Genomic DNA, 15,607 nt, shown 5'->3' on the forward strand with positions numbered 1-15,607 from the left:
TTTAGGGACCGCTTACCGGGCGGCGTGGCACACTCGTGCGGCGATGGAAGACATATCCGGGACCCGGCTCAGGTGGCTGCGGGCGGCGCTCTTCACGGCACTGGTCGTGACGCTGTCCGTGGCTTCCCACGTGCTGCTGTCCGGGGTCCCGCTGCCCTTGACGACGGTCGCCGTCGTCGCCGCCGGGGTCCTCGCCGTCGCGTACGCGCTCGCGGGCGAGGCGGAGCGCGGCTTCTGGCGCATCGCGGGGCTGCTGGTCCCGCTGGAGCTCGCCGCCGACACCGTCTTCACCTCCGGTCAGCACGCCTGTTACGGGCCGTCCGGCGGGCCGGTGGCGGGCGCCCTGCGCTCGGTGGGCGTCGACGTGCTGTGCGGGGGCGGCGGCGTGGGGAGCCCGCTGCCCGGTGTGGCCGCCCCGGCCGGCGGCGCGGCCGCCCTGCTGCACTCCCCCGACCCGGCGCTGCCGTGGCTGCTGCTCGCCGCGCACGTCTCGGTCGGCCTGGTGGCCGCGGCCTGGCTGCGGCGCGGCGAGAGCGCGCTGGCCGGGCTGGTGCGGGCGGTGGCCGCGTTCGCGTTCCGGCCGCTGCTGGTCGCGGTCGCCGCGGCGGGCACGCCCGGGCCGGGCGTACGGCGGGGTCCGCGGCCGGCTCACCCGCCGCTCCCGGCCCGTCACCGGCTTCTCGTGCACTGCGTGGGACGGCGTGGACCGCCGCTCCGCTCGGCCCTCGCCGCCTGAGCGGAACCGCCGAGCGGAACAGTCCACCCCGAGAACCCACCCCACCACACGGAGAAGTACGACCATGAGTGCACGCAACAGCCAGGCCAACAAGGCGGCGGCCCGCGAGCGGCTGCGCCTGGAGCGCGAGCGTCAGGCGAAGAAGGAGAAGGTCCGCCGGCAGGTCACCGTCGCCGTCTCGGCCGTCGCCGTCCTGGCGGTGGCCGGCGGCATCGGTTACGCCGTCGTGCAGGCGAACAAGCCCTCCCACTGGGAGGCGGTGAAGGACGCCAAGAGCGTCACGGCGCCGAAGAACACCACGGGCGACGACGGCACCACCGTCGTCATCGGCAAGGCCACCGCCAAGAAGACGCTGGAGCTGTACGAGGACTCCCGCTGCCCGGTCTGTGCCGTCTTCGAGCAGCAGGTCGGCGAGACGATCGACAAGGACGTCGCGGCCGGCAAGTACAAGATCCGGTACGTGGGCGCGACCTTCATCGACAACTCCGACCAGGGCGAGGGCTCCAAGAACGCCCTGTCGGCGCTCGGCGCCGCCCTGAACGTCAGCCCCGAGGCCTTCCTGGACTACAAGGCGGCGCTCTACTCGGTGAAGTTCCACCCGGAGGAGTCGCAGGACAAGTTCGCCAAGGACTCCTACCTCCTGGAGATCGCGGAGACGGTGCCGGCGCTGAAGGACAACGCCGCCTTCAAGAAGGACGTGGAGAGCGGCACCTTCGACGCGTGGGCGATGAAGATGTCCGCGGCCTTCGACAAGAGCGGGGTCAGGGGCACGCCGACGCTGAAGATGGACGGCAACACCGTCACGGACGCGGACGGCGAGGGGGCACCGATGACGGCGCCCGAGTTCACCACCGCCATCGACAAGGCCCTCAAGGGCTGATCCACCAGGCCCTTCTCCGCACGTCTTTCGGCCAACGGGCGGGTGAACTCCGAGGAGTTCACCCGCCCGTTGGCTCTACCGATCAGTAATCTGATCGGCCGTGACCAGTCGACACTCATCCGCGTCCGCGCCCGCGTTCGCCCCCGCATCCGTTCCCGCTCCCAGCCGCCGCACGGTCGTCAAGGCCGCCGCCGCCACCGCCGTCGCCGCCCCCGTGCTGGCGCCGGCCACGTCCGCCGCCGCGGACGCCGCGTTCCCCGTCTTCCACCACGGTGTGGCCTCCGGCGACCCCCTGCCGGACGGCGTCCTGCTGTGGACGCGCGTCACGCCGTCCCCGGACGCCCTCCCGGGCTCCGGCAAAGGCCCCGACACGGAGGTGAGATGGGAGGTGGCCGAGGACCGGGCCTTCGCGGGCGTCGTCGCCCGGGGCACGGTCACGGCCACCGCCGCCACCGACCACACCGTGAAGGTCGACGTAAGGGGCCTGCGCCAGGCGACCGCCTATTACTTCCGCTTCACCACCGGTGCCGCGGTCTCGCCCGTCGGCCGCACCCGTACCGCCCCGGCCGCCGACGCCGCCGCACCCGGCATCCGGTTCGGCGTGGTCTCCTGCGCCAACTGGGAGTCGGGCCACTTCGCCGCGTACCGCCATCTCGCGGACCGCGCGGACCTGGACGCGGTGCTCCACCTCGGCGACTACATCTACGAGTACGCCTCCGGCGGCTACCCCGCCCTGGAGGACGTCGTACGGCCCCACGAGCCCCGGCACGAGATCGTCACGCTGGCGGACTACCGGCTGCGGCACGCCACGTACAAGACCGACGCCCACCTCCAGGCGCTGCACGCCGCGCACCCGCTGATCGCGATATGGGACGACCACGAGTTCGCCAACGACACCTGGTCGGGCGGCGCCCAGAACCACACGCCGGAGACGGAGGGCGCCTGGGCGGCGCGCGTGGCGGCCGCGAAGCAGGCCTACTTCGAGTGGATGCCCGTCCGCGCCTCCACGGAGGGCACCGTCTACCGCCGGCTGCGGTTCGGCAAGCTGGCCGATCTGCACCTGCTCGACCTGCGCTCGTTCCGCTCGCAGCAGGCTTCGCACGGCAGCGGGCAGGTCGACGACCCGGACCGTACGATCGCGGGCCGCGCCCAGCTGGACTGGCTGAAGTCGGGCCTGGCGGCCTCCGACACCGCCTGGCGGCTGGTCGGCACCTCCGTCATGGTCTCGCCGGTCGCCTTCGGGTCCCTCCCGGCGCATCTGCTGGAGCCGATCGCGGAATTGCTGGGCCTGCCGAAGGGCGGCCTCGCGATCAACGTGGACCAGTGGGACGGGTACACGGACGACCGCAAGGAGCTGCTCGCGCACCTGACGGACCGGTCGATCCGCAACACCGTCTTCCTCACCGGCGACATCCACATGGCGTGGGCCAACGACGTGCCGGTGACGGCGGCGACGTACCCGCTGTCGCGGTCCGCTGCGACGGAGTTCGTGGTGACCTCGGTGACGTCGGACAACCTGGACGACATCCTGCGGGTCGCGCCGGGGACGGTGTCGGTGGTGGCCGCCGGGGCGATCCGGGCGGCCAACCGCCATGTGAAGTGGGTGGACATGGACCACCACGGTTTCGGCGTGCTGGACGTGACCGCCGAACGCGCGCAGATGGACTACTACGTGCTCTCGGACCGTACGAAACCGGACGCTTCGGCGGCGTGGACGCGGTCGTACCTGACGCGGAGCGGAACGCAGAAGGTCGAGCGGGTGTACACCCCCGTACGCTGAGCGGTCCCCGATGGTCGATTTTCGGCCAACCTGCCGCGTGTTAACAGGAGATCACACAGCCGTCGCGGGTGGCGTGTTCCGGGAGATCGAATCCGGACACACCACCCGCTCTCGGTGGCGCGTTCGTTACGTGCGTGTCTCAACACCCGGAACGGACCGAAGCTTTTCTCCCCGATGTCTTCATTTACTCAACGATTGATTGGGCTTGTTCGATGCTCATCAAGATCTGACATGGACCCGTAATCTCCCCGCGGTGGCGAGGAAAGCCCTCTCCACAACCCCCCGCGAGGAGTCACCATGCGTGCTCTTGCCCGAATATCTCCGCGTCTGCACCGTCGTGCCCTCGGTACGGCGGTGATGGCCGGAACCCTGGCCCTCTTCCCGCTCTCCACCCCGACGGGCGCCGTCGCCGCCAAGGCACCCGCCACGGACCGGGTGTCGGCCGCCGCCGAGGAGTGCGAGGACGGCACGGGTGTGAGCACCACCGCCCGCGAGCTGCCGGGCGCCTCCCACGCCCACGAGCCCAACGAGGTCACCGACGCCAAGGCCAAGGCCATGGACGCGGACCTGAAGAAGAGACTCGAGTCCGTGCGGGCGAGCGGCGCCGCGGGCCTCACCGCCACCGCCACCACCATCCCGGTGTACTTCCACGTCATCCACAACGGCGAGACCGGCAAGCTCAGCACGACCGCCATCAACCAGCAGATGGCCGTCCTCAACTCCGCCTTCGGCGGCCAGGGCACCGGCAACACCGACTCCGGCTTCCAGTTCACGCTGGCCGGCACGGACTACACGGACAACGCCGCCTGGTACAACCTGAGCTCCGGCTCCGCCGAGGAGAAGGCCATGAAGTCGGCGCTCCGCAAGGGCGGGGCGAACGCGCTCAACTTCTACACCGCCAACCTCGGCGGCGGGCTGCTGGGCTGGGCCACGTTCCCGTCCTCGTACAAGTCCAACCCGACCATGGACGGCGTCGTGGTGCTCGACGCCTCGCTGCCGGGCGGCGCGGCCACCAACTACGACGAGGGCGACACCGGTACCCACGAGGTGGGCCACTGGATGGGGCTGTACCACACCTTCCAGGGCGGCTGTAACGGCAACGGCGACTACGTCTCCGACACCCCGGCCGAGAAGAGCCCGGCGTACGAGTGCCCCACCGGGCGGGACAGCTGCGCCAGCAAGACGGGTGTTGACCCGATTCACAACTTCATGGACTACACGTACGACGCCTGCATGTACCAGTTCACCGCGGGCCAGGTGCAGCGCATGAAGGACCACTGGACGGCGTACCGAGCCGTCTGACCGGGCTCACCGGCCCGCCACGTGGGGCGCGGTGCCGCGACTTCCGCGGCGCCGTGCCCCACGTGCGTGGCAGCACACGCGGGAAGAGGGCCGGGAAAGGGCCCCTACAGGCTCTCCAGGAAGCCGAGAGCGATCTGCCAGGTCCGCTCGGCGGCGTCCTCGTCGTAGTCCGGCAGATCCGGGTCCATGTACAGGTGCCCCGCCCCCGGGTAGCGGTAGACCTCCACGTCCGCGCCGGCCCGCCGCATCCGCAGGTACCAGGCGTTCAGCCAGTCGTCCGGCTCGAAGGGATCGGGGTCGGCGATGTGCAGCTGTACGGGCAGGGCGTCCACCGACGCGGCCTCCGCGAGGTCGGACGTGCCCTGCAACAGCAGCAGCCCGCGCGCCTTCTCGTCCCCGAGGGCCAGCGTCTGCGCGATGGACGCGCCCAGGGAGAACCCGGCGTACACCAGACCCCGCTCCGAGTAGGCCGCCGCGGCCAGGATCGCCCGCTTGAGCAGGGTCTCCTGGCCGATCCGGTCCTTGATCGCCATGCCCTCCTCGACGGTGCCGACGGTTTGGCCCTCGTACAGGTCGGGCACGTGCACGTGGTGCCCGGCGGCACGCAGCCGGTCGGCTGCGGCGTGCACGGCCGGGCGCGGACCGTAGGCCGAGTGGAAGAGCATGATGTCCATCCGGCCATCCTGCCAGCAAGCACCGGAAAGGGTCGGAGTCCCGGATCCATGGAGAACGCGCTGCGCCCGTTGGCCGTCGTCGGTGGCTCGGTGGTGCTCACGCTGGTCGTCGGCTGGCTCGTCGACCTGCTGTTGCGCCGCATCGACGCCAAGCACCCCGAGACCCCGCTGTGGGACCTGCTGCGCCGCTGCCGGATACCCGTCCAGGTCGTCCTGCTGACCGCGCTCCTGCGCGGCACGTACCGGCAGACCAAGTGGCAGGTCGTCGTCCGCCACCAGGAGGTCATGGGCCAGGTGCTCTCGCTCGTGCTGATCGGCGCGGGGGCCTGGCTGGTGGTGCGTATCGCCGCCGCCATAGTGGAGTCGAGTTACGCCCGTTACGCCTCGTCCACGCGCGACACCGCCCGGGTCCGCCGGGTCCGTACCCAGGTGACGCTCATCATGCGGATCGTCACGGCGGTGGTCGGGGTGGTGGCGGTCGCGGCGATGCTGCTGACCTTCCCGGACTTCCGGACCATCGGTACGTCGATGCTGGCCTCCGCCGGCATCATCGGCATCGTCGCCGGTGTCGCCGCCCAGTCCACCCTCGGCAACCTCTTCGCCGGGTTCCAGATCGCCTTCGGCGACATGGTGCGGATAGGCGACACCGTGGTGGTGGACGGTGAGTGGGGCGTGGTGGAGGAGGTCACGCTGACGTTCCTGGCCGTACGCACCTGGGACGAGCGCCGGATCACGATGCCCGTCTCGTACTTCACCAGCAAGCCCTTCGAGAACTGGTCGCGCGGCGGCGCCCAGATGACCGGCACGGTCTTCTTCCAGCTCGACCACTCCGCCCCCGTCGGCCTGATGCGCGACAAGCTCAAGGCCATCCTGCGTGACAGCCCCGCCTGGGACGGCCGCGACTGGTCGCTGGCCGTGACGGACACCACGCCCACCACGATGCAGGTGCGCGCCGTGGTCACGGCGAAGGACGCGGACGACGTCTGGACGGTGCGCTGCGCCGTGCGCGAGCAAATGATCGCCTGGCTGGTCAAGGAGCACCCGTACGCCCTGCCGCGCGTCACCACGGCGACCGCCGCCCCCGCGCCCTCCCCCGACGGCCAGTGGCGGGACGACAAGCCGCCCCGGGCGGCGGACGTGCTCAGCAACAACGTGGACGCGTACGTCGTACGGAACGAAGAGCGGAAGCAGCAGAAGCGGCAGCCACCGCGTGAGCCGCAGCCACCCGAGCCGCGCACGGGCCGGGGCTGACCCCGGAGGGACCCTCAAGGGCTCCAGGGGCTCAGCGCAGGCTGTGGACGTCCAGCTGCCGCAGCACCCGGTCCACGACCTCCGGATCCGCGCCCGGCTCGCTGCGCGCGGCCAGCACCTCGTGGCGGGCGGCCGACAGCATCTCGTGCTGGATGCGCTGCATCCGCCGGAAACGCTCGGCCCGCCGCGCCGCCGCCGACCGCCGCTCCTCGTCCACCAGGTCCGGACTGATCCGCGCGCCCACGTCGAAGGCCATCCGCTGCAACCGCTCCTGGAGCTCCTCCGGGAGCTCCTCGACCTCCTGGATCTCCTTCAGGCGCCGTTTGGCGGCCTTGGCGGCCCGGATGGCCAGCTCGCGCTCCAGCGCCCGCTCGGCGTCCGTGTCGGCCCGCACACCGAGCTTCCTGACCAGCCACGGCAGGGTGAGCCCCTGGAAGACGAGGGTGGCGATGATCACACAGAAGGCGATGAAGATGATCTCGTCGCGCCAGGCGAAGGACGCCCCCGTGTCGTCGCGCAGCGGGACGGCGAGGGCGAGGGCGACAGAGGCCACGCCCCGCATGCCGGACCACCACATGACGACGGTCTCCCGCCACGTCATGGGGATCTCCTCGTCGTAGTCCCGGCCCGTGTGCAGCCTCTTGGCCAGCCAGGTGGCGGGCAGCAGCCACAGCAGCCGTACGCCGACGACGCAGGCGGCGATCGCGCCGCCCCAGCCGAGCATCTCCCCCAGCCGGTCCTCGGCCGTACCGAAGACGTTGTGCAGTTCCAGCCCGATCAGTCCGAAGGCGATGCCCGTGACGAGGACGTCGACGATCTCCCAGAAGGTCCGCCCGGCCAGGCGGCCCATCACGTCGTCCGGGTCCACGGCGTTCTCGGCCAGGTAGAGGGCGGTGACCAGGACGGCGAGTACGCCGGAGCCGAGCAGCTCCTCGGCGAGGACGTAGCTCACGAACGGCACCAGCAGCGTGAGGCCGGTCTGCAGGGTCGGCTCGCCGAGCATGCCCATCAGCCGGTTCGACAGCCACCCCAGCGCGAGCCCGACGGCGACGGCGACCACCGCGGAGAGCACCAGCTGTCCCGCGGCGCGCGGCCAGGAGAACGTGCCGCCGACCGCCGCCCCGATCGCCACGTGGTACAGCACGATCGCGGTGACGTCGTTGAACAGCCCCTCGCCCTCCAGGATCGACACCAGCCGGCGCGGCAGGCCCAGGGAGCCGGCGACGGCGGTCGCGGCGACCGGGTCCGGGGGCGCCACGAGCGCGCCGAGCACCACGGCCGCGGCGAGCGGCAGCCCCGGTACGACGGCGCTGGCGACGGCCGCCACGGCCGCCGTGGTCACGAAGACCAGCGCCACGGCGAGCAGGAAAATGGGCCGCTTGTTGGCGGCGAACTGGCTCCAGGAGGTGCGCTGGACGGCCGCGTACAGCAGGGGCGGCAGCACGAGGGGGAGGATGTAGTCGGGCGGGATGTCGACGTTCGGTACGAAGGGGAGGAGGGCGAGGACCATCCCCGCGAGCGTCATCAGCACCGGCGCGGGCAGCCGCAGCCGCTCCCCGAGGGGGACGGTCACCACCGCCCCGAGCAGCAGCACGAGCAGCAGAGCCAACTGGTCCACGGTGCGCCCTCCACCGGGTCGGGCCGGATCAGACGATCATCAACCCTGCCAGCCTGCCACGAGCGCCGTCGGTCAGAGCGTCCGACGCATCGCCAGGTGCGGTATGCCCGCGTCGTGGAACTCGGCGCCGTACGCCGCGTAACCGAGCCGCTCGTAGAAGCGGAGGGCGTGCGTCTGGGCGTGCAGGTCCACGGCGGCCAGGCCGCGCGCGCGTGCCGCCTCCTCGATGGCCCGCACCAGCGCCACGCCCACGCCGAGGCCGCGCGCCCTCTTCGCCACCGCCAGCCGGCCCAGCGAGCCGACGCCCTCGGCGCCGCCCGTCTTGCCGGCCGCGTCCGGCCCGTACAGCAGCCGCCCGGTTCCCAGGGCGGCTCCGTCGGCGCGGCGGACGGCCAGCACGTGCACGGCGGTCGCGTCGTACGCGTCGTACTCGATCTCCTCCGGGACGCCCTGCTCGACGACGAAGACCTCGCGGCGCACGGCGAAGCCCGCCTCGCGGTCCTCGTCGGTCACGGCCTCCCTGACGAGGAAGGGGCTCACGCGCTCTCCGCGGCGATCGTGTCGAGGGCGTGCTGGAGGTCCGCCGGGTAGGTGCTCTCGAACTCGACCCAGCGGCCGTCCGCCGGGTGCTCGAAGCCGAGCCGGACGGCGTGCAGCCACTGCCGGGTCAGGTTCAGGCGCTTGGCGAGCGTCGGGTCGGCGCCGTACGTCAGGTCGCCGACGCAGGGGTGGCGGTGGGCCGACATGTGGACGCGGATCTGGTGGGTGCGGCCCGTCTCCAGCTTGATGTCCAGGAGGGACGCCGCGCGGTACGCCTCGATCAGGTCGTAGTGCGTCACGGAGGGCTTGCCCTCGGCGGTGACGGCCCACTTGTAGTCGTGGTTCGGGTGGCGCCCGATGGGCGCGTCGATGGTGCCGCTCAGCGGGTCCGGGTGGCCCTGAACGAGCGCGTGGTAGCGCTTGTCGACCGTGCGGTCCCGGAACTGCGCCTTCAGGAGGGTGTACGCCCGCTCCGACTTGGCCACGACCATGAGCCCGGAGGTGCCGACGTCGAGGCGGTGCACGATGCCCTGGCGCTCGGCCGCGCCGGACGTGGAGATGCGGTACCCGGCCGCCGCGAGGCCGCCGATCACGGTGGTGCCGGTCCAGCCGGGGCTCGGGTGCGCGGCCACGCCGACCGGCTTCACGATGACGACGATGTCGTCGTCGTCGTGGACGATCTCCATGCCCTCGACGGGCTCCGCGACGATCTGTACGGGGGCGGGGGCGGCCGGCATCTCGACCTCGAGCCACGCACCGCCGCTCACCCGCTCGGACTTGCCGACGACGGCGCCGTCGACGAGCACCTTCCCGGCAGCGGCCAGCTCGGCCGCCTTGGTGCGGGAAAACCCGAACATACGGGCGATGGCGGCGTCGACGCGCTCGCCCTCAAGGCCATCGGGAACGGGCAGCGTACGGATCTCGGGAATCGTGCTCACCCGTCGAGTATGCCTTGTCAGTCCTTGTGGACGGTCCCGTCGGGGTCCAGGCCCCGGAACGACAGGATGACGATCAGGATCCCTCCGCACACGATCGCCGAGTCCGCGAGATTGAAGACGGCGAAGTGCGCGGGGGCGATGAAGTCCACCACCGCGCCCCGGAAGACGCCCGGCGAGCGGAAGATCCGGTCGGTGAGGTTGCCCAGCGCGCCGCCGAGCAGCAGGCCGAGCGCGATGGCCCACGGCAGGCTGTACAGCTTGCGCGCCAGGCGGATGATCACCACGATCACCGTCGCCGCGATGACCGTGAAGATCACGGTGAAGGCCTCGCCCATCCCGAAAGCGGCGCCCGGGTTGCGTACCGCCCGGAACGTCAGCAGCTCGCCGATCACCTCGATCGGCTCGTGGTGCTCCAGCTTGGCCACCACGAGCATCTTCGTGGCGAGGTCCAGCACATAGGCCACCAGGGCCACGGCGAACAGCGCGACGATCCTGCGCCTGCCCTTGGGCTGCTCGGCGGGCGCCGCAGCCTCGTCGTCAACATCCGGCGTACCGATGATGCGCTCCGCCTCTGCCACGTGAGTCCCTCAACCTAGGTGCCTGACTGACCACGAGGGTACGGCACACGCCTGAGGGCTCAGCCTCGCCGTTCCTGCTTCTGCTTGTCCTCCACGCACAGGGTGGCCCGCGGGAAGGCCTGCATGCGCGCCTTGCCGATGGGCTTGCCGCACACCTCGCACAGGCCGTACGTGCCCGCGTCGAGACGCTGGAGGGCGTGCTCGGTCTGCTCCAGGGTGGCGCGCGCGTTCGCGGCGAGGGCCATCTCGTGCTCGCGCGTGATGTTCTTGGTGCCGGTGTCGGCTTCGTCGTGCCCGGCGCCGTCCCCGGAGTCCCGCATCAGCCCGGACAGCGCCTCCTCGGAGGCCGCGATCTCGGCCTGGAGCCGCGCCACCTCGCCTTCCAGCTCGGCCCGCGCCTCCGCGACCTCCTCGGGGCTCCAGGGCTCCTCACCGGGCCGTACGGCCAACTCCTCGGGCGCCGCCTCGGCGACACCCCGAGCCGGCGGCACCGGCTTCGCGGCCTTCGCCGTGGTCACGTCCGCGATCTTCTTCGCTGCCACCGTCCTGGCTCCCGTCTTCTCCGCGGCCTGCGCCGCCCCCTCGGCCGCGGGTGCGGCCTTCCCGGCGGCCGCCTTGGCCGCCCGCTTCTTCCCACCCGCCGTCCCGGCCGGCGCCTCGCCCTTGGCACCCTTCCTACCCACGGAAGCCGTGTCCGCCCCGACGTCCGCGACAGCGCCTGCGGTGGCGGCTTCCGTCTCCACGGCAGCGGCCCTGGTCGCGGCGTCGGTCGCGGGCGCCTTCCTGGCGGCCCCCTTCTCGACGGCGGCCTTCTTGGCGGCGGCCTTCTTGGCAGGCGCGCGCTGGGCGGGTGCCTTCTTGGCGGGTGCCTCCTTGGCAGACGCCTTCTTGGCGGGTGCCTCCTTGGCAGACGCCTTCTTGGCGGGTGCCTTGTTGGCCGGTTCCTGCTCGGCGGTCGCCTTGGCCGCCCGCTTCTTCCCGCCCGCCGTCCCGGCCGGCGCCTTCTTGGCGGCCGTCTTCTTCGCGGCCGTCTTCTTGGCGGTCGCCTCCTGGGCAGGCGCCTCTTCGACGGCCGGGTCCTTGGCTGCCGACTTCTTCGCCACCGCCTTCTTGGCGGGCTTCGCCCCGACGGCCTCGGCGAGCGCGTCGCCGTGGGTGATCTTCCTGACAGGCGCCTTCTTCGCCACCGCCTTCTTGGGCGCCGCCTCCTTGGCAGGCGCCTTCCTCGCGGGTGCCTCCTTGGCAGGCGCCTTCTTCGCAGACTTCGCGGACTTCGCCGTACTCGCCGACTTCGCCGTCTTCGCCGTCTTCACGGACCTCGCGGGCGGCCCCGGCTCCGCGGCCGGGCCCAGGGCCTTCTTCGCCTCGCGCCCGGGCTTGCCGGACTCGCCCGCGGCACGCGCCGGCGTCGTCGCGGTCGTCTTCCTGGCGGCCGTCTTCTTCGCGGCGGTCTTCTTCGCCACCATCTCGCGGCCCCTTCACATATTGTGATCTTGCTCGCGAATCGTGCTGGGACGATAAATCGACTCCAGCCCCGCGGCAACGGGGCACGCCGCCGGTTTCCGATCGCCCCGTGCCCGCGGCACGACAACCTGCATCCGTTGTGCCCAGCTCGCCGCGGCGTAATCAGGCCACCGGTCCACGGCACCGAGCCGTGTACGCGCACGTGGCATTCGGGTCAGTCCGGGGCCGCCGAAGGGCCCGCCCATGGACCCGCCGAAAGGCCCGCCGAAAACCGGTCGGCCCCTCCCCCGGCGGGCCCTTACACTGGGCGGAGCGAAAGGCGTGGATGGGGACGAGTAGCGTCGCACGCAGCCATGAGCGACCCGGGGACGGTGAGAGCCCGGGGGCGAGCCCGATGTGAAGCATCACCCCGGAGCCGCCGGAAGAACGCCCTCGGGAGACCGCGGGCCAGTAGAACCGGCATCGCGACCCGAATGAGGGGGCTCAGGACGCCCAGCCGGGCGCCCGGGGCCAAGGAGGGTGGTACCGCGGGAGCACGCACGCGCTCTCGTCCCTCCGACGGAACGAGCAACAGTCCGCCGGAGGATCCGATGTCGCAGTACCGCCAGGTACCCGCCCAGGTCGACCTGCCCGCCCTCGAGCACGCCGTGCTCGATTTCTGGCGCGAGCACAAGGTCTTCGCCAAGAGCCTCGAGCAGTCCGAGGGCCGCCCGGAGTGGGTCTTCTACGAGGGCCCGCCCACCGCCAACGGCATGCCCGGCGCCCACCACATCGAGGCCCGCGTCTTCAAGGACGTCTTCCCCCGCTTCCGCACCATGCGCGGCTACCACGTCGCCCGCAAGGCCGGCTGGGACTGCCACGGCCTGCCGGTCGAGCTCGCCGTCGAGAAGGAGCTCGGCTTCTCCGGCAAGAAGGACATCGAGGCGTACGGCATCGCCGAGTTCAACGCCAAGTGCCGCGAGTCGGTGACCCGCCACACGGACGCGTTCGCCGAGCTGACGACCCGGATGGGCTACTGGGTCGACCTGGACGACGCGTACCGGACCATGGACCCGGAGTACGTCCAGTCCGTCTGGTGGTCCCTGAAGGAGATCTTCAACAAGGGCCTGCTGGTCCAGGACCACCGCGTCGCCCCCTGGTGCCCCCGCTGCGGCACCGGCCTGTCCGACCACGAGCTGGCGCAGGGGTACGAGACGGTCGTCGACCCGTCCGTCTTCGTCCGCTTCCCGCTGACCTCCGGCCCCCTCGCGGGCGAGGCGGCCCTCCTGGTGTGGACGACGACCCCGTGGACGCTGGTGTCCAACACCGCCGTCGCCGCCCACCCCGAGGTCACGTACGTCGTCGCCACGAACGGCGAGGAGAAGCTGGTCGTGGCACAGCCGCTCCTCGAGAAGGCGCTCGGCGAGGGCTGGGAGGCCACCGGGCAGACCTTCACCGGCGCCGAGATGGAGCGCTGGAGCTACCGGCGCCCGTTCGAGCTGATCGAGTTCCCGGCCGAGGCCCACTTCGTCGTCAACGCCGACTACGTCACCACCGAGGACGGTACGGGTCTGGTCCACCAGGCGCCCGCGTTCGGTGAGGACGACCTCAAGGTCTGCCGCGCGTACGGCCTGCCCGTGGTGAACCCCGTCCGCCCCGACGGCACCTTCGAGGAGGAGCTCGACCTCGTCGGAGGCCAGTTCTTCAAGAAGGCCGACGAGGCCCTGACGGCCGACCTCCAGGCCCGTGGCCTGCTCTTCAAGCACATCGCGTACGAGCACAGCTACCCGCACTGCTGGCGCTGCCACACGGCGCTGCTCTATTACGCGCAGCCGTCCTGGTACATCCGTACGACCGCGGTCAAGGACCGGCTCCTGGAGGAGAACGAGAACACCAACTGGTTCCCGGACTCCGTCAAGCACGGCCGCTTCGGCGACTGGCTGAACAACAACATCGACTGGGCCCTGTCCCGCAACCGCTACTGGGGCACCCCGCTGCCCATCTGGCGCTGCGAGGACGACCACCTCACGTGTGTCGGCTCCCTCGCCGAGCTGACCGAGCTGACGGGCACGGACCAGTCGTCCCTGGACCCGCACCGGCCGTACATCGACGACGTCACCTTCCCCTGCCCGACCTGCCGGGCCACCGCCACGCGCGTCCCCGAGGTCATCGACGCCTGGTACGACTCGGGCTCGATGCCGTTCGCGCAGTACGGCTACCCGTACAAGAACAAGGACCTCTTCGAGAAGCGCTACCCGGCGCAGTTCATCTCGGAGGCCATCGACCAGACCCGCGGCTGGTTCTACACGCTGATGGCGGTCGGCACGCTGGTCTTCGACAAGTCGTCGTACGAGAACGTCGTCTGCCTCGGCCACATCCTCGCCGAGGACGGCCGGAAGATGTCCAAGCACCTGGGCAACATCCTCCAGCCGATCCCGCTCATGGACCAGCACGGCGCCGACGCGGTGCGCTGGTTCATGGCGGCCGGCGGCTCCCCGTGGGCCGCGCGGCGCGTGGGCCACGGCACGATCCAGGAGGTCGTCCGCAAGACGCTGCTGACGTACTGGAACACGGTCGCCTTCCAGGCGCTGTACGCCCGTACGTCCGGCTGGGCGCCGTCGGCCGCCGACCCGGCCCCGGCGGACCGGCCGCTGCTGGACCGCTGGCTGCTGTCCGAGCTGCACGCGCTGGTCGACCAGGTCACGCAGGCGCTGGAGGCGTACGACACGCAGCGCGCCGGCAAGCTGCTGTCCTCCTTCGTCGACGACCTGTCGAACTGGTACGTGCGCCGCTCGCGGCGCCGCTTCTGGCAGGGCGACAAGGCGGCGCTGCGCACGCTCCACGACGTCGTGGAGACCGTCACGCGACTGATGGCCCCGCTGACCCCGTTCATCACCGAGCGGGTCTGGCAGGACCTGGTGGTGCCGGTGACGCCGGACGCGCCGGAGTCGGTCCACCTGGCCACCTGGCCGGAGCCGGACCTGTCCGCCGTCGACCCGACCCTGTCGTCCCAAATGACGCTGGTGCGCCGCCTGGTGGAGCTGGGCCGCGCCACCCGCGCGGAGTCGGGCGTGAAGACCCGCCAGCCGCTCTCCCGGGCGCTGGTGGCGGCGGCGGGCTTCGAGGCCCTCTCACCGGAGCTCCACGTGCAGATCACCGAGGAGCTGAACGTCTCCTCCCTCGCCTCCCTCTCCGAGGTGGGCGGCTCCCTCGTCGACACGACCGCCAAGGCGAACTTCCGCGCCCTGGGCAAGCGCTTCGGCAAGGGCGTCCAGGACGTGGCCAAGGCGATCGCGGCGACGGACGCGGCGGCGCTCTCCCTGGCCCTGCGCGGTGGTGAGGCGTCACTGGAGGTCAACGGCGAGACGATCACCCTCACGCCCGATGAGGTGATCATCACGGAGACGCCGCGTGAGGGCTGGTCCGTCGCCTCCGACGCGGGCGCGACGGTCGCCCTGGACCTGGAGATCACGCCGGAGCTGCGCCGTGCGGGCCTGGCCCGTGACGCGATCCGCCTGATCCAGGAGGCCCGCAAGAACAGCGGCCTGGACGTCGCCGACCGGATCGCCCTGCGCTGGCGGTCCACGGACGCGGAGGTCACCGAGGCGCTGAACGACCACGCGGCCCTGATCGCCGACGAGGTCCTGTGCACGGACTACGCCGCCGGAGAGGCCGACGACACCTTCGGCGCCCCGTTCACGGACGAGTCCCTGTCCCTGACGTTCCGCCTCCGCAAGGCGTAACCCGCGGGCACACCAGAGGGGCCTTGCCACACCACGTGGCCGGGCCCCTCTTCCGTACACCGACACGCGACGCGTGCCATGCCAAAGGGCCGGGGCCCAGGACATGTGTCCCGGGCCCCGGCCC

At 71.5% G+C, this 15,607-nt stretch carries 12 protein-coding genes; 6 read left to right on the forward strand and 6 right to left on the reverse strand.

What is annotated here, in order from left to right:
- Positions 1-43 precede the first annotated feature (43 nt).
- From ABZX67_RS13235 to ABZX67_RS13250, 4 genes are all read left to right on the forward strand, one after another.
- Complete coding sequence (locus ABZX67_RS13235; RefSeq protein ID WP_355358411.1) at positions 44-736, forward strand: hypothetical protein; 693 nt, start codon at positions 44-46, stop codon at positions 734-736.
- 64 nt (positions 737-800) lie between these two features.
- Positions 801-1,616: a DsbA family protein gene (locus ABZX67_RS13240; RefSeq protein ID WP_355358414.1), complete on the forward strand. Its 816-nt coding sequence runs from the start codon at positions 801-803 to the stop codon at positions 1,614-1,616.
- A 100-nt stretch (positions 1,617-1,716) separates the two neighbouring features.
- Positions 1,717-3,396, forward strand: coding sequence for an alkaline phosphatase D family protein (locus tag ABZX67_RS13245; protein ID WP_355358417.1), 1,680 nt, complete (start codon positions 1,717-1,719; stop codon positions 3,394-3,396).
- Positions 3,397-3,693: 297 nt separating this feature from the next.
- Positions 3,694-4,698: a zinc metalloprotease gene (locus ABZX67_RS13250; RefSeq protein ID WP_355358420.1), complete on the forward strand. Its 1,005-nt coding sequence runs from the start codon at positions 3,694-3,696 to the stop codon at positions 4,696-4,698.
- Between the two features lie 104 nt (positions 4,699-4,802).
- Here ABZX67_RS13250 and ABZX67_RS13255 read toward each other — a convergent pair whose 3' ends face one another.
- A complete protein-coding gene (locus ABZX67_RS13255; RefSeq protein WP_355358423.1) occupies positions 4,803-5,372 on the reverse strand; it encodes a dienelactone hydrolase family protein in 570 nt (189 codons plus the stop codon).
- Between the two features lie 48 nt (positions 5,373-5,420).
- Here ABZX67_RS13255 and ABZX67_RS13260 point away from each other — a divergent pair, with 48 nt between their 5' ends.
- Entirely contained in the window at positions 5,421-6,623 is a 1,203-nt protein-coding gene (locus ABZX67_RS13260) for a mechanosensitive ion channel domain-containing protein (protein ID WP_355358426.1), read from the forward strand.
- Between the two features lie 31 nt (positions 6,624-6,654).
- Here ABZX67_RS13260 and ABZX67_RS13265 read toward each other — a convergent pair whose 3' ends face one another.
- The 5 genes from ABZX67_RS13265 to ABZX67_RS13285 form a co-directional block, all read right to left on the reverse strand.
- Positions 6,655-8,241, reverse strand: a complete 1,587-nt coding sequence (locus ABZX67_RS13265; protein WP_355358429.1) for a Na+/H+ antiporter — start codon at positions 8,239-8,241, stop codon at positions 6,655-6,657.
- 72 nt (positions 8,242-8,313) lie between these two features.
- Complete coding sequence (locus tag ABZX67_RS13270) at positions 8,314-8,781, reverse strand: GNAT family N-acetyltransferase (protein WP_355358432.1); 468 nt, start codon at positions 8,779-8,781, stop codon at positions 8,314-8,316.
- Positions 8,778-9,719, reverse strand: coding sequence for an RluA family pseudouridine synthase (locus tag ABZX67_RS13275; protein WP_355358435.1), 942 nt, complete (start codon positions 9,717-9,719; stop codon positions 8,778-8,780). The genes ABZX67_RS13270 and ABZX67_RS13275 overlap by 4 nt, the downstream gene beginning before the upstream one ends.
- 17 nt (positions 9,720-9,736) lie before the next feature.
- A complete protein-coding gene (gene lspA, locus ABZX67_RS13280) occupies positions 9,737-10,297 on the reverse strand; it encodes a signal peptidase II (protein ID WP_355358438.1) in 561 nt (186 codons plus the stop codon).
- Between the two features lie 59 nt (positions 10,298-10,356).
- Positions 10,357-11,763, reverse strand: a complete 1,407-nt coding sequence (locus ABZX67_RS13285) for a histone H1-like repetitive region-containing protein (protein WP_355358441.1) — start codon at positions 11,761-11,763, stop codon at positions 10,357-10,359.
- A gap of 588 nt (positions 11,764-12,351) precedes the next feature.
- Here ABZX67_RS13285 and ileS point away from each other — a divergent pair.
- Positions 12,352-15,483 carry an isoleucine--tRNA ligase gene (gene ileS, locus ABZX67_RS13290; protein ID WP_355358444.1) on the forward strand — a complete coding sequence of 1,044 codons (3,132 nt, stop codon included), beginning with the start codon at positions 12,352-12,354 and terminating at the stop codon, positions 15,481-15,483.
- The last annotated feature ends 124 nt before the right edge of the window (positions 15,484-15,607 follow it).

Origin of the sequence: Streptomyces sp. NPDC003036 (genome assembly GCF_040611175.1) — a bacterium.
GTDB lineage: Bacteria > Actinomycetota > Actinomycetes > Streptomycetales > Streptomycetaceae > Streptomyces.

Bases quoted from the DNA above. Each gene is read 5' to 3' on its own strand.
- ABZX67_RS13235 (WP_355358411.1), top strand. From the start codon at position 44: ATGGAAGACATATCCGGGACCCGGCTCAGGTGGCTGCGGGCGGCGCTC.
- ABZX67_RS13240 (WP_355358414.1), top strand. From the start codon at position 801: ATGAGTGCACGCAACAGCCAGGCCAACAAGGCGGCGGCCCGCGAGCGG.
- ABZX67_RS13250 (WP_355358420.1), top strand. From the start codon at position 3,694: ATGCGTGCTCTTGCCCGAATATCTCCGCGTCTGCACCGTCGTGCCCTC.
- ABZX67_RS13255 (WP_355358423.1), bottom strand. From the start codon at position 5,372: ATGGACATCATGCTCTTCCACTCGGCCTACGGTCCGCGCCCGGCCGTG.
- ABZX67_RS13260 (WP_355358426.1), top strand. From the start codon at position 5,421: ATGGAGAACGCGCTGCGCCCGTTGGCCGTCGTCGGTGGCTCGGTGGTG.
- ABZX67_RS13285 (WP_355358441.1), bottom strand. From the start codon at position 11,763: ATGGTGGCGAAGAAGACCGCCGCGAAGAAGACGGCCGCCAGGAAGACG.
- ileS (WP_355358444.1), top strand. From the start codon at position 12,352: ATGTCGCAGTACCGCCAGGTACCCGCCCAGGTCGACCTGCCCGCCCTC.